Here is a 14145-nt window from a genome sequence, read left to right as displayed (position 1 = left end):
AGTGTATATAAGTGCTTTGTTAAACGTTGAATCGACAATATTGGACTTTTGGCATTTGCTGAAGCCAAGGATAATGTACCTTGTAGTGTTTACTGCAATTGCTGGAATGGTTGCTGCACCAGGTAGCATTCATCCTTTCCTTGCACTAATATCTCTTATGTGCATTGCTCTTGGTTCAGGATCTGCAGGTGCAATAAATATGTGGTATGACAGAGATATAGACTTGGTTATGGAGAGGACAAAAAATCGTCCTATACCTTCAGGTAGAGTTTTTGCAGAAAGCGCGCTTGAGTTTGGCATAACTATTGGAATATTGTCAGTATTTATCATGGCAATAGCAGTAAATTATATTTCTGCTGCTTTACTTGCAGTTAGCATATTATTTTACGTTTTCGTATATACAATTTGGCTAAAAAGGCGTACTCCGCAGAATATCGTTATCGGTGGTGCAGCAGGTGCTTTTCCTCCAATGATTGGCTGGGCGGTTGTAACTGACTCTGTAAGTTGGGAAAGTTTTATTCTATTTTTAATAATTTTTATGTGGACTCCACCACATTTTTGGGCTCTATCTTTAAATAGATCTGAGGACTATGTAAAAGCATCGATACCAATGTTTAATGTTATCCATGGACCGAAAAAGACAAGAAAACATATATTAATTTATAGTATATTGTTGGTATTAACTAGCTTACTCCCAGCACTATTTTTGAAAAAGTCATTATTCTACCTCAGTATGGCAATTATTGAAGGTTGCGTTTTTATTTGGTTTGCCATATCAGTTATAAGGCTTAAGAATCATAGCTCGCAGAAAAAAATGTTTTCTTACTCAATTTCTTATCTATTTTCTCTATTTGCTAGTATTATTTTTTGTTCTATTGACTTATTTTAACTATGAAAGAACATAAAAACTATCTTTTACTTTCTCTTCTAATAATGCTCGTTGTAGCACTTTTTTTTATTTCCATAATAAAATTTAAAGGTGCGGCTTAAATTGCCTCTATATCTATAAAAATTGTGATTTTATAGAAGCAACGATATACTTTATTAATTCACTACAGTTAAAGATGAAGAAAAAGGAAGTGACAATATACACAGATGGAGCATGCTCTGGTAACCCAGGGACAGGAGGGTGGGCAGCAATCATATTATTTCAAAATCATAGAAAGAACATCTGTGGTAGAGAAGAAAATACTACAAATAATAAAATGGAGTTAACAGCAGTGATCAATGGACTGAAGGTATTAAAATTTCCTTGTAATATCAGTTTGTATACGGATAGCCTCTATATTAAATACGGTATAACAGAATGGATAAATAAGTGGAAAATGAACGGCTGGAAGACAAGTAATAAGAAGTCAGTAAAAAATATAGAATTATGGAAAGAATTAGATAATGCTGCTTTGCAACACGAAATTAATTGGAATTGGGTGAAAGCGCATAATGGTGACAAATACAATGAGGAAGCTGATATTCTAGCAAGAAAAGCAATAATCAATGCTTAAAAAAATTACTATATCATTTTCTATAATTTTATTATTTATATCCTGCTTCTTTATCTTTTTTAAAGGTGAGGGACCTCTAGAAATCAATATTAGTTATATTAATTTTTATATAAAGAAAAAAATATTAAAGATATTTACCAATTCGGATGTCAGCATGGAGAGTACTTCGGTTATTTGGCATCAAGATGGCAAGCTAGTCATTACAGATTTAAAAATAACAAATCCTGATTTTACAATAGAAGTTCCTGAGCTTTTCGTACACTTTAAGTTAAGTTCCAAAAAGTTCTCTCAGGTTTTAGCTGATAATGTACACATATATATCAAGAGGGAGGAGAGCAAAGAGATAACATCTGTAATGACAGAGAAGATGAGTAGTACAAAAAATCTGCTAAAGACAATAAGAAAATTTTTTTTCTACTTCAATGCAGACTCAAGGATTAAAATTACTAACATTGCTATCAATAAAAGCATGGAAGGTGAATTTTTTATTGATAAAGTATATGTAGGGAAGGGGGAAGATTTCAATGTTTTGGATATTCGTGTCCATACAAAAGAAGGTAAAGGGTTTCTAGATGATTTATCCATTACGATAAAAAACCGTAATAATTTACTAAATTTCTATGGAACATTCTATAACCTAAAGTTGGGGCTATTTAACGAATTTTCCACACTAGTTAAAAGTTACAATTTGGACAAAGAAATAGGATTCAAAGGAAACTTTTCAATTAGAATTAATGGAAAGGATGAAGTTGTGGACGGAAACATATACGTGTTAAATACAGAGAGTCACTCAGGTAAAAACTTAGCCTTGACTAATGTAAATGTAAATTTGACATATAGTGATGAAATCATTAGCATAAAAAACTTTCATTTTAAGTTAAATGATACTTACCTTTCTTTGATTGGTAAAATGAACTTTGGCACAAATCATGCTTTGCTTAGAGTTAATATTAGTAAACTTGTTGCAAAAGATTTATGTACTTATGTACCAGATGGTCTAGTGAACAATGAATTTAGAAAGTGGTATTGTAATAATATTGATGGGAATATTATAAATACAATTATAAGTTTTAACGGTAAAATCGATAGTTTAATAAATGATGATCTGTCAGGTATTGTAATTGTTGCTGATATAGAAAATGGCAGCGTTCAATTTGATGAGGATTTTGAACGAGTAGAGAACTTGAACGGTGAGTTAACCCTCAAGGATAACAATCTCAAAATTATTGTAAATAGCGCTAAGTTCCAGAATTTCAATATTGATGGTGGCGAAATTGAGATGCAATCTCTTAATAAAGAGGATTCTGTTCTCACAATTAATGGTCAGGCTGTAAGTGATGCTTATGGGTTATATGAACCTATAAAATTTAAGCTGGATGATATGATGAAGATTACAAGGGACAGTATAGGTGGAATAGCAAAATCTGTATTCAGTTTTCACATTTTTAATTTAAATGCTGATGATAAAAAAGTAGATTTTTTAGCCAAATTTCATTCTGAAATTGATAATTTTGTCGCGTATAATGGCAGTCTTGGTAAATATGAGATTAAGCTTGATTTCGGCGGAGATTTTATTGATTTAAATGGCAGTGGTATGGTAAATAATACACAGCTGCTATTTGACCTCAAAAGTAGCAATAAAAATGAAAATTTTGCCTGGAGTTTGACTGGAGATTTGCCTGCTCAAATACTTAATTTCGGTGATGGCTATATCAATGCAAATATAGAGTCAGTAATGTATCAAGACAAAACAGGGTATGTTAATGGTAATATAGATTTATCAGAGCTCGAGTTGCGTTCAAGCTACTTAGGGTGGAAAAACCATTTTGAAGATCACAATGAAGTTTTATTTTCTACAAGGCTAAAAGGAGTAGGTAAGTTACTAATAGATAAACTAGATGTTGTAGGAAATGATCTAGACATAAAATTTAGCGGAAGAGTAGAAAATGGAAATCTATATTTAAATTCTAGCAACTTTAAATTACCTGATAATAATTTTAGTATAGAAATTGAATCAGGTAAGGAGAAAAATGCCATAACTATTCACGGTGAGAAAATCAACTTAAGTGATGTGTTAGGTTTACTTGGCAAAGATAGTAATCGATTAAATAACAAAATAGAAGTTACTATGAATGTTGATAATATAATTATGAAAGAAGGAATTATCATAAAAGATGCTAAGCTAAATGTAACTTGTGCTAAAGGTGATTGTAGTGGAAGTCAATTCACAGGACAGTTTTTAGAAGATAACAGTAATATACTAGTAGAACATAGTGAAATAGGGCTTGAAATATATTCGGATAATTCAGGTATGCTTTTGCGTTCTTTAGGTATTGGTAAATCAGTTAAAAATGGCAAATTATCTCTTTATCTATCTTCTAAGAGAGAAAATGGAGAACATTATGGTATGTTATCTATCAGCAATTTCTATATCAAAGATGCTCCACTGCTTACCACTTTATTATCAATGTCTTCACTGCCTGGTATTGTAAATGCTATAAAGAACGAAGGTGTACATTTTTATAAGTGTAATGCACCTTTTTCATATAAAGATGGCACTGTTGAAATTGAAGAATCTTGGCTTGAAGGAGCGGAACTAGGCATTAGCACTAGTGGTACGCTCGATATTAAGGGTTATAAATTCCAGGTTGAAGGACAAGTAATACCGGCATACTCAATTAACAAATCTTTGTTGAAAATCCCTATAATCGGAAAACTTCTGACTGGTGGAAAGAGTAGGGGGATTATTTCAATAGACTACAAAGCAAATGGTGATGATAAAAACAACAACGTATCTGTTAATCCTATCTCTTCGCTAACCCCAAGCTTACTTAAGAGGTTATTAGGAGTATTTGATCGTATTATGACAAAAAGTAATAAAAGCATTTTAAAAGGTAGTTTGAAGAAGAAATTTAGCTCAATATGACCAGAAGAAAAGTTGTTTATTGATGTTTAGTTAGATGGTAAACGTTAGATACAACAAACAGAGGAAGTTAGATAAAATAATTAAGGGAACAAGAATATAAAGGTTTAACTTGAAGTAACCGGATAAAATCTGAGTCACACTTCCAAGTGCTGGTACCCACGAAAGCAATGCAACTGCACAAATCAGTAGGTGCCTTACAATTTTTGGTGTTTTGTCTTCATTCTCTAATTTGTGATGTGATCTTCTGATAAAAATTGTTATTCTACCTAAATACCAGTTAGCTATTCCACCAAGACTGGATCCTAATACTCCAAAAAGTAATATAAGTAGTTGATCGTAGTTTGACCTAAAGCATAACATAGTGTAAAGTACAAAACCTTGATGTATGGGTAAGATAAGCGATGATACTAGGCTATCTATAAACAATAGGAGATAATTTTCCATACCAAGTTGTTGTACCATCTTCGTTGTCAGAAATTGTAACCCCCATTTGTTTCAATTGCTCTCTTATTTTGTCTGCAGTATCATAATCTTTATTTTGTTTTGCTACTTTTCTTAAGTCTATCAACCTTTCTATTTCTTGATGACTCACACCACTTGCAAACCACTCTTGATAACTTGACTCAAGAATACCAATGAACCTTGCGCTTTTAACAAACTTCTTAGTTAATTTGAGCTTCTCATATTCATTACTTGTCTTATTGATTTCTGTAGCCATTTCATGCAATATGGCTACAGCTTCAGGAATGTTTAAATCGTTTTTCAAAGCCTCTATAAAATCTTTAGAGACTTCTGTATCACTTTCCTCAATACATGTACTACGTAATAACCGATAAAACTTGTTTAAAGTTTCTTGCGACTCAGAGATAACATTTTCTGTCCAATCAAGTGGTTTTCTGTAGTGAGTTTTAAGCAGCGCATAACGTATTACTTCACCCTTTATTCCACTATCTAACAAATCCCTTACTTTGACTATATTAAATAAGGATTTGCTCATTTTCTCTTCATTTACCGTAAGAAACCCGTTGTGTACCCAATATTTTGCAAACGTTGACTCAGCAAATGCAGATTTACTCTGTGCAATTTCATTCTCATGATGAGGAAATTGCAAGTCTATACCCCCACCGTGAATGTCAAAATCTTTGCCAAGGTAAGCATATGACATTGCTGAACATTCTATATGCCACCCTGGTCTTCCCTCTCCCCATGGACTATTCCAGTGACTTGAAAGTTTATAGTCAGTTTCGTTTGCAGGTTTCCAAAGTACGAAGTCTCCTGGGTGTTTTTTATTTTCACCAACTTCAACTCTACTACCGTAGTTTAATTCATCAATTTTTTTTCCTGATAAAACGCCGTATTCAGGGTAAGATTCTACACTAAAATATACATGTTTATTGGATTCATAAGCATGACCAGCTTGCAGCAAAGACTCAATTAACTTGATAATGTTATCTATGTTTTCCGTTGCTTTTGGTTCATATGTTGGTTCTGCACAATTTATGCTTTCCATGTCTTCATGAAAAGTTTTAGTGTAATATTTGCTAATGCTTTCTATATTACTATTTTTCTCATTTGCTGCATTGATTATCTTGTCATCGATGTCGGTTATATTACGCACATAAGTAACTTTTCCATAACAAAATTTAAGCAGTCGAAATAATACATCGTAAACAACAATAGAACGTGCATTACCTATATGTGCTGTATCATATACTGTTGGCCCACAAACGTACATTTTTATATGATCTTTATCGATCGGTGTAAAGGGCTCTTTTTTTTTTGTTAAAGTGTTGTAAAGCTTAACCATATACAAAGCTTTTTAGAAAAGAAAATGCTCCAAATATAAGCTGTGGTCCTTTAACTATTACGACAAGAGTAAGTAATAACCCACACAATGATACTAATACTCCCATTATAGAGAGAAATCCATCTTTGCTCATGATACCCAGTGAAATGAGAGTTGTACCAATTGCAGGAATGAAGTTAGTTAAAGGAAGTGGGATTGCTATCGATAATGCACAAAGCAGCATTATAAATGCTAAAATATTTTCACCAGGACCACGAAAAATGAAAGACATTCTTGGTTTCATGAACTTTTCTATTTTTTTTAATGTAGGTGAAGTTTTCTCTACCACGAGAGCTAGTGTTGAACGTTGAAAAGATTTCCTTTCTAGCCAATTAGGCATCCAAGGAGAATCAAACCCAAATAGAAGCTGCAGTGAAAATAAGATTAAAGGTATAGAAAGAATGGTTGTATAGCCAGGTGGAACAGGTATAGGTACTGATAGCGGTAAAGAGAAGATGATTATTAAAATACCAAAACCACGCTCATGTAAAGCTGTTTTAATATCAAATAATGTTACTTTATCATTATCGTTATTATTAGTATCTGCAACCTCTTTTAGAATATCAGAGGCCAATTTTTTATCTTCAGTCAATTTCACACTTTTTTCCACAGTTACCCTTTAATAACAATATAACTTCTAACTAACATAGTTATTGCTATATTTCAATATCGATTATTCATTTCATGCTGTACTTCATTCTTTTATTAAAGTGTTGTAAAGCTTTTAAGTTATAAGGCTTTTAAGAAGAGAAAGTGTTCCGGCTATAAGTTTTGGTCCTTTAACTATTACAATAAGGGTAACCAATAACGCACAGAATGAAACTAACACTCCTAACGTAGATAAAAATCCATCTTTACCCATAATGCCGAGTGAAATAAGAGTTATACCAATTGCAGGAAGGAAGTGAGTAAAAGGTAATGGAAGAGCTATTATTATTGCACAAAGCAACATCATAAAAGCTAGAATCTTTTCACCCGGACCAAGAAAAATAAAAGACATTCTTGGTTTCATGAACTTTTCTATTTTTTTTAATATAGGTGAAGTTTTCTCTACCACGAGAGCTAGTGTTGAACGTTGAAAAGATTTCCTTTCTAGCCAATTAGGCATCCAAGGAGAATCAAACCCAAATAGAAGCTGCAGTGAAAATAAGATTAAAGGTATAGAAAGAATGGTTGTATAGCCAGGTGGAACAGGTATAGGTACTGATAGCGGTAAAGAGAAGATGATTATTAAAATACCAAAACCGCGCTCATGTAAAGCTGTTTTGATGTCGAACAATGTTACTTTATCACTATCGTTGTTATTGGTATCTGCAACCTCTTTTAGAATATCAGAGGCCAATTTTTTATCTTCAGTCAATTTCTCACTTTCTTCCACGATTAACCTTTAATAACATTCTAACTAACATAATTATTACTGTACTTCAATCATACCTCTTCAATTCTTTAGCCTTGTTTAAACAAATGACACGCACTTTAGTGCGTGTCACGAAACATAAGGAAGCTAACGATCTGGTTCATTAGATGATAGTTTCTCTGAATCCTTAAGTTCTTGTTTAAGGTTTTTAATGCCTTTGCCTAAATCACCCATAACTTGTGGTAACCTACCTGCACCAAACAGAACTAAGATTATTATTAAGACTAGAAACAGCTGCCATGGACCTAAACTCATTTGTACCTCCGTTGAAAATATTAACTTTTAGGTATTAAAACTTGACTGAAGCCAAGTGATACATAAATTATATCACTTTTATTAAATTATAAATCAAGAGTTTTTAATTATCTTATAATAGTTTTAGCCTAACATTAAGTTTAGTTTAGCTGTAGAGTAAAAGGAAGCTCACTAAAAAATTTTGCTAACGTATCATCTTTAGGTCTGTGGTATATGTAGCTAGGAACTCCTGATTGAATAATTTTACCATTTTTCATCACGTAAATAAAATCTGCAACTTTCAACGCTTCTTGCGGATCATGAGTTACCATGAGTACAGGAATATTTTTGCTTCTAAAAAGTGACAATATATGGTGCCTTATTCGATATTTGAGCAGTATATCTAAATTAGAAAATGGTTCATCGAGCAAAACAACATCAGGATTTTGCGCCATTACTCTTGCTATTGCAACTAATTGTTGCTGTCCTCCTGATAAAGCATGAGGGTACATGTTTTCATATTTTTCTATATTAAATAGCTTTAAGATTTCCAATGCAGTAAGGTATTTTTCTTTCTTAGAAGTACTGCAAATAGCAAAAGTTATATTTTCTATTACTGTTTTATGAGGAAATAATGCAGAATGCTGAAAAATCAATCCGATATTTCTACGCTCTATAGCAATTGACACTTTGTTACTTGCAACTAATTTATCATTTATAACAATGGTTCCAGATTTTGGATTTTCTATTCCTGCGATTAATTTTAGAATTGTTGACTTGCCACAGCCAGAATGACCTAGTAAACAGGCAACACTTCCTTTCTTCACTTGAATGTTGATGTTGCTTAAAGCAAAGCCATCTTGATTACTATAAAAGTAACTAATATTGTTAACTAGCATTAATCTTTCAATTGGAATCGTATTATTAAATATAACAGTATTACATTCAAGAAATACAGAAATATTTTTTATTATTGTGAATTAATTGTACAGGGTGCCTAGAAAAATGCGAGACTTTTTGCTATAATTTTGCATAAATAGCAGAAGACATGGGACTATAGCTCAGTAGGATAGAGCGTTGGATTCCTAATCCGAAGGCCGTGCGTTCGAATCGCACTAGTCCCACTTAATCTTAATAAAGTAGAAGAAACTAACACAGGTTTACAACACCGTTCTAGGAGTTAGAGTCCCAGTTTCTCAACTTACAGCGTTTGCATGCTTGGGTTTATATGCTCAACCTTATTTTCTTCCATTGCTCTATAACTTGGCAGTGTAGAATTTTTTACATGTAATCCAGTTACTATTACAACTAAAATAGCTAGGACACTGCAAACTAATGCACCAGCTAAAGATGGAACCATCACAGCAGCAGCAACAAACAATCCTGCAATAACAACTCCAACAACATCACTCCTTAATGAGGCGTAAAAACTCTCCTTACTTTTTTTGTATTTAGTTTCTTTTTCATGTGGTGGAGAAAATTGAGCCTCTACAAAGCCGTTAGCTTTCTTATCATTATTTGGTGTGACAGTTGGGTCAGCCCTTGTTGATACAGGCGTTTCATTTTTGTTATTATTACCGTTAGTACTAACTGGAGGCACTGTTGCTACAGGTCTATTACCAATATTTCCATTACTGCTGCAAGGTTTTGCTCTATTTTCTTTTACATTGGGTGTTTCTGGTGTAATAAAGTTTAAAAGTACCTGAGTAATTTCTTCTTGTGTATTATTTTGTGTATTATTCACAGCACACTCTAAAGCTGCTTGTCTGCTTTCAGCATTTACATAACCTAAAAATGCTTTAACTTCTTGAACATTGCCTTGAATAATAGCAAGACGCAGAGCGTTAAATTTTTCTTCTTCATTAAATTTACCACTATCCAAGAGTATCTTTATAACATCAGCTTGTTTATTTATTGCAGCTGTACCCAACACAGTTTTGGAAGCAGTATCTTTAAAATCGATTCCGATGTTTAAATTTGTGAGTAACTCAACAATCTTTAGGAATATAATGCGATCGTCGATAATACCAGGTCCTTCTGAACGGACAGCATAATAAAGCAAAGTCCAACCATCTTGGTTTGTTATTTTTATATCTATTTTCTCTTTTTCAAGCTCATTACAAAACTCCTCAGCAGTTATATTAGGGTTGCTAGCTACAATTTTCTTTATCTTGTTGTATGAAGTAGAAAATTGATCATCTTCATTTTTGTTGCTAAGTTCTGCTCTATCTTCTTCTAAATTAGGTGTATTTTGCTCTTCCTTTTCCTTGTTTTCATCAGCAGTTACTTGTTCTTGCTCAGGAAGCTTGAATCCGTTTTTAAGGAAAAATTCTTTAATACGTAGGTTGTCATTTTCATCTGCAAGTTTTAGAAGTAAATCTCCTAATGAATGGCCTCCTTCACATTTATCTTGAAAATTAATTTCTTTCCAACTTCCTTCCTTTGTTAGATCTTCAAGACTAGCAATCCCTTTATTATCAAATTTTAAAATTGCAGCTATTTTGCGATAAAACTTCTTAACATCACCATCACTATATGCCATAATTAAACCCACTACTATAATGCTTATGTTATACTAACTTTCCCACAATCAGTCAAGGAATCTTGCAGTCTCAAATGGCATGATATATATTGATTTATAATTCTCGAGTAAATGATGGAAGATTTAGCCTATAAGTTAGTGAAAGTGACCGAAGCTGCAGCACTTGCTGCATATAAATTGGCAGGCCTTGGTAATGAAAAAAAGGCCGATCAGGTTGCAGTTGATGCAATGCGTACGGTGCTAAACTCAATGGAAATAAATGGTACAATTGTGATTGGGGAAGGGGAGAGGGACGAAGCACCGATGCTATATATCGGAGAAAAAGTTGGCACAGGAAGTGGCCCTGAGATTGACATCGCTGTTGATCCACTTGAAGGCACTACGATTTGCGCTCATTATAAACAAGGGGCAATGTCTGTTCTTGCTGCAACAAAAAAAGGTAATTTTTTACATGCACCTGATGTTTATATGGAAAAGATAGCAGTGGGAAAAAATCTCCCAGAGGGTGTAGTCTCACTAAAAAATAGGATTGAGAAGAATCTGGACAATTTAGCCAAGGCAAAAGGATGTAAAGCAAGTGATCTTATAGTAACTGTACTTAAACGTGAAAGACATGATGAATTAATAGCAAAAATTAGGAAGCTAGGAGCAAAAGTGAAATTAATAGATGATGGTGATGTTGCAGCCATAGTTTCGCTAATAAATGGCAATCACGATATGTATATCGGCACAGGAGGAGCTCCAGAAGGAGTGCTTGCAGCAGCAGCGCTAAGCTCAATCGGTGGGCAGATAGAAGGAAGATTAATATTTGACACGGATCAATTAAAAGAAAGAGCAAAAAATTTGAATATCACTGACCCAGAAAAAATCTACACCGTGAAAGACATGGCAAGAAGTGAATCAGTGTTCATTGCAACTGGAGTAACAAATGGAGAGTTTGTGGATGGAGTAAAGTTTGGCCAAGATATTTGTCTGACTAATTCATTAATAATATTGCCTGGTAAAGTAATAAAAATACAAACAAAATCAATATCTTAAACATTTGTTATATGCTAATTATAAAATTTTATAGAAGGAAGACTTATAATTGTCTTAAAAAAATGAATTTACATATTAATTTTAGCTTTACAACATTTGGCATTAAGTTATAGTTAGATAGTAATACTAAGAGGTGCTTAATGTTTAGTTCACTAACTAATTTTTTTACTAATACGTCTAAAAAGAAAAGTTCTCAATCTGAAGAAAATAATCATTCTTTCTCTAACAGCACAGAAAGTTTATTAGTCCAATCTACTAAAAAAAATCCTCAACTTGATGATCAAAGTAGAACTGACGTGTCTCCTCAAACAAATCTTCAATTTAGTGAGGATGATGTAAAAAACGTGCTCCAAGACTTCGAAAAATTGGATTTTAAGAACAGTAATGAGTGTTTTAACGAAATAGCAGAAGATTATGAAAGGAGGAAAAAAAGTGACCTTTTTAACTACGTAATATTGAATAAGCGAAAATACATAACAGATATATTAGATCAGAGGCTTGCCCACAAAGATCAAGAAAATTTTAGGAAGAAATTTAGTGAATATCTTCTTAAAATAAATGAGAAAATGAATTATGGGAAAGAATTTCAAAATAAACTTCAATTTTTTGAAGATAGGGTAGAAGAAGTATTATCAGATTTTAGAAAATTGAATTTTGGCCTTAAGGATAATTTGTGTAAAGATGATAAGGATAACGTAAATTATAATAAAGGCTGGCCTGCAGATCCATTTGACAAAATAGCGAATTATTATCGATGGAATAAGAACATTTTCCTTTTTAATTATGTAGTATTAAGTAAGCAAAAAGAAATAATAAGTATATTGAATGAAAAGTCTATTCCTGAAGACAAGAGAAAGAATTTTAAAAAGAGGTTGGGTAGATATCTTCTTCGAGTCGAAGAAGGGATGAGTAACGGACAGGAATTTCTCAAAACTGATAGTGCAGTTGCCTTTTTTGATGGATGTTATGTGCCATGCGCATATGCAAAACGTTCTCTTAATCATTATGATCATCTTAGTATTAATATTTCTAAGCCTGGGTGTAGCTTAGAAATCAGCCGTCTTTTCACTGACAAAATTGAAGGGATGGAAAGAAATAAAAATGAGGTAAAGATAGTAGAAATATACAGTAACGATAAAAGAATAGCAACGGTTGAGAAGAATGATAATGGAAAAAGAAATTACCGCTTTGCAAAAGATGCAACATGCGATATGAAAATTAGGTGGAGTGCAGAAGATGGGAAAGGTAATTCTGTTAACTGCTTTATTAGTTTAAATGTAAATCTTAGTGAAATTGAGATTGGTCAGGCAACTATTAATGGTAAAGATGTTGAACTAGACGAAATTTTGAAATTAGCTGAGCAAAGCGAAGATGTGCTTGTAGAAGGTAAAGCTTTACATGAATTTTTAGAAGAATGTCTGGAGAACGTATTATGTGAGGAAGAGAAGAATATACAACCACAGGGATCAGCGAAGAGGAAGCCATAAAGAAAGGCTCGATTCCCTGGTTCTTTGGGAGTTAGATGTATACTACACATTGAACCTAAAGTGCATTATATCACCATCTTGCACTATATAGTCTCTGCCTTCGAAGCGAATTTTCCCTGCATCTTTGCAAGCTAATTCGCTTCCATATTTTATATAGTCTTCAAAGCTTATGGTTTCTGCTTTTATAAAGCCCTTTTCAAAATCAGTGTGAATTACACCTGCTGCTTTGTCAGCTGTTGATCCTATCTTTATTGGCCATGCACGTGCTTCTTTGGGGCCCACAGTAAAAAAAGTTATCATACTTAGCACTTCATACATAATACGTGCTACTCCATCAAGTCCTGATTCTTGTAAGCCAAATTCTAATAAAAAATTCTGTTTTTCCTCTTCACTATCAAGATTTGCAATATCTGCTTCAAGTTTCGCTGAAATACAATAAAATTTGCTTTTGTTTTCTTCCGCCATTTTTTCCACCCTTTTAGATAGTTCATTACCAGTTATGATATTCGTATCTTCAACATTGCATACATACATAACAGGCTTTGTTGTTAGCAATTGAAGCAACTTCATCTTATCTTCATCGATATTCTCCAAGCTTCTTGCCGGTTTACCTAATTTTAAAGTAGCTAATACCTCTTGCATTAATTCAAGTTGTCTCTTTAGCTCTTTATCACCTTGCTTTGCTTTCTTTTCCAATTGAGGAAGCCTTTTTTCTATGCTATCAATATCAGCTAGAATTAACTCCATTTCCACTATTTCAGCATCTGATATTGGATCTATTTTACTGTTTACATGGCTGATATCGTCATCCGTAAAGCACCTGAGCAGATGAACAATGGCATCAACTTCTCTGATATGACTCAAAAATTTATTTCCTAGTCCTTCACCCTTGCTCGCACCCTTAACCAAGCCGGCAATATCGACAACTTCCAGTTGATTGTAGATTATTTTCCCTGAGTGAGCAATCGAGGCAATTTGTTTCAAACGCTGATCTCGTATTGGCACTTTGCCAACATTTGGCTCGATTGTGCAAAAAGGATAATTTGCAGCTTCAGCTGCACTTGACTCTGTAAGTGCATTAAATAAAGTTGATTTTCCTATATTTGGTAACCCAACTATACCACAGTTAAAGCTCATATTTGCTATTTAAAGC

General features: G+C 33.2%; 13 protein-coding genes and 1 tRNA gene. 6 read left to right on the top strand and 8 right to left on the bottom strand.

Features of this window, described 5'->3' with window-relative positions; all coding sequences use genetic code 11:
- Position 1: 1 nt before the first annotated feature.
- The 3 genes from WP_RS00400 to WP_RS00390 all read left to right on the top strand — a co-directional run bounded on the left by WP_RS00400 (position 2) and on the right by WP_RS00390 (position 4428).
- Entirely contained in the window at positions 2–889 is an 888-nt protein-coding gene (locus WP_RS00400) for a heme o synthase (protein ID WP_007302763.1), read from the top strand.
- Between the two features lie 175 nt (positions 890–1064).
- A complete protein-coding gene (rnhA, locus tag WP_RS00395; RefSeq protein ID WP_007302764.1) occupies positions 1065–1502 on the top strand; it encodes a ribonuclease HI in 438 nt (145 codons plus the stop codon).
- The gene (locus WP_RS00390; RefSeq protein WP_007302765.1) at positions 1495–4428 is read left to right on the top strand and encodes a YhdP family protein; all 2934 of its coding nucleotides are present in this window, start codon (positions 1495–1497) and stop codon (positions 4426–4428) included. Before rnhA ends, WP_RS00390 begins: the two co-directional genes overlap by 8 nt.
- Positions 4429–4458: 30 nt before the next feature.
- On the opposite strand, the gene WP_RS07865 is transcribed toward WP_RS00390, so the two are convergent.
- The 6 genes from WP_RS07865 to WP_RS00360 form a co-directional block, all read right to left on the bottom strand.
- Positions 4459–4872, bottom strand: coding sequence for a YqaA family protein (locus WP_RS07865; RefSeq protein ID WP_012481730.1), 414 nt, complete (start codon positions 4870–4872; stop codon positions 4459–4461).
- Positions 4841–6235, bottom strand: coding sequence for a cysteine--tRNA ligase (gene cysS, locus WP_RS00380; RefSeq protein ID WP_012481729.1), 1395 nt, complete (start codon positions 6233–6235; stop codon positions 4841–4843). Before cysS ends, WP_RS07865 begins: the two co-directional genes overlap by 32 nt.
- Positions 6228–6884, bottom strand: a complete 657-nt coding sequence (locus WP_RS00375; RefSeq protein ID WP_007302767.1) for an exopolysaccharide biosynthesis protein — start codon at positions 6882–6884, stop codon at positions 6228–6230. Before WP_RS00375 ends, cysS begins: the two co-directional genes overlap by 8 nt.
- Before the next feature lie 114 nt (positions 6885–6998).
- Positions 6999–7652, bottom strand: coding sequence for an exopolysaccharide biosynthesis protein (locus WP_RS00370; protein ID WP_007302768.1), 654 nt, complete (start codon positions 7650–7652; stop codon positions 6999–7001).
- 126 nt (positions 7653–7778) lie between these two features.
- Positions 7779–7946 (bottom strand): twin-arginine translocase TatA, encoded by a 168-nt coding sequence (gene tatA, locus WP_RS00365; protein WP_006013840.1) that lies wholly within the window; start codon positions 7944–7946, stop codon positions 7779–7781.
- A gap of 140 nt (positions 7947–8086) precedes the next feature.
- Positions 8087–8824 (bottom strand): ABC transporter ATP-binding protein, encoded by a 738-nt coding sequence (locus WP_RS00360; RefSeq protein WP_007302769.1) that lies wholly within the window; start codon positions 8822–8824, stop codon positions 8087–8089.
- Between the two features lie 151 nt (positions 8825–8975).
- Here WP_RS00360 and WP_RS00355 point away from each other — a divergent pair.
- Positions 8976–9049: transfer RNA gene (locus WP_RS00355), tRNA-Arg, on the top strand.
- Between the two features lie 77 nt (positions 9050–9126).
- Here the strand turns inward: WP_RS00355 and WP_RS00350 are convergent.
- Positions 9127–10467, bottom strand: coding sequence for an ankyrin repeat domain-containing protein (locus WP_RS00350; protein ID WP_007302770.1), 1341 nt, complete (start codon positions 10465–10467; stop codon positions 9127–9129).
- Positions 10468–10581: 114 nt separating this feature from the next.
- On the opposite strand from WP_RS00350, the gene glpX reads away from it, so the two are divergent.
- Together glpX and WP_RS00340 are read left to right on the top strand one after the other, a co-directional pair.
- Entirely contained in the window at positions 10582–11505 is a 924-nt protein-coding gene (glpX, locus tag WP_RS00345; protein ID WP_007302771.1) for a class II fructose-bisphosphatase, read from the top strand.
- Between the two features lie 140 nt (positions 11506–11645).
- Positions 11646–12992, top strand: a complete 1347-nt coding sequence (locus WP_RS00340; protein WP_007302772.1) for a hypothetical protein — start codon at positions 11646–11648, stop codon at positions 12990–12992.
- 42 nt (positions 12993–13034) lie between these two features.
- Here WP_RS00340 and ychF read toward each other — a convergent pair whose 3' ends face one another.
- A complete protein-coding gene (gene ychF / locus WP_RS00335; RefSeq protein WP_007302773.1) occupies positions 13035–14129 on the bottom strand; it encodes a redox-regulated ATPase YchF in 1095 nt (364 codons plus the stop codon).
- Between the last annotated feature and the right edge of the window lie 16 nt (positions 14130–14145).

Origin of the sequence: Wolbachia endosymbiont of Culex quinquefasciatus Pel (assembly GCF_000073005.1) — a bacterium.
Taxonomy (GTDB): domain Bacteria; phylum Pseudomonadota; class Alphaproteobacteria; order Rickettsiales; family Anaplasmataceae; genus Wolbachia.
Note: the sequence above shows the minus strand (reverse complement) of the source record. Positions and strands in the feature narration are given on the sequence as shown.

Excerpts from the sequence above, each read along its gene's own strand:
- cysS (WP_012481729.1), bottom strand. The coding sequence starts at position 6,235 with ATGGTTAAGCTTTACAACACTTTAACAAAAAAAAAAGAGCCCTTTACA.
- ychF (WP_007302773.1), bottom strand. The coding sequence starts at position 14,129 with ATGAGCTTTAACTGTGGTATAGTTGGGTTACCAAATATAGGAAAATCA.
- rnhA (WP_007302764.1), top strand. The coding sequence starts at position 1,065 with ATGAAGAAAAAGGAAGTGACAATATACACAGATGGAGCATGCTCTGGT.
- WP_RS00350 (WP_007302770.1), bottom strand. The coding sequence starts at position 10,467 with ATGGCATATAGTGATGGTGATGTTAAGAAGTTTTATCGCAAAATAGCT.
- WP_RS00340 (WP_007302772.1), top strand. The coding sequence starts at position 11,646 with ATGTTTAGTTCACTAACTAATTTTTTTACTAATACGTCTAAAAAGAAA.
- WP_RS00360 (WP_007302769.1), bottom strand. The coding sequence starts at position 8,824 with ATGCTAGTTAACAATATTAGTTACTTTTATAGTAATCAAGATGGCTTT.
- WP_RS00390 (WP_007302765.1), top strand. The coding sequence starts at position 1,495 with ATGCTTAAAAAAATTACTATATCATTTTCTATAATTTTATTATTTATA.
- WP_RS07865 (WP_012481730.1), bottom strand. The coding sequence starts at position 4,872 with ATGGAAAATTATCTCCTATTGTTTATAGATAGCCTAGTATCATCGCTT.
- tatA (WP_006013840.1), bottom strand. The coding sequence starts at position 7,946 with ATGAGTTTAGGTCCATGGCAGCTGTTTCTAGTCTTAATAATAATCTTA.
- glpX (WP_007302771.1), top strand. The coding sequence starts at position 10,582 with ATGGAAGATTTAGCCTATAAGTTAGTGAAAGTGACCGAAGCTGCAGCA.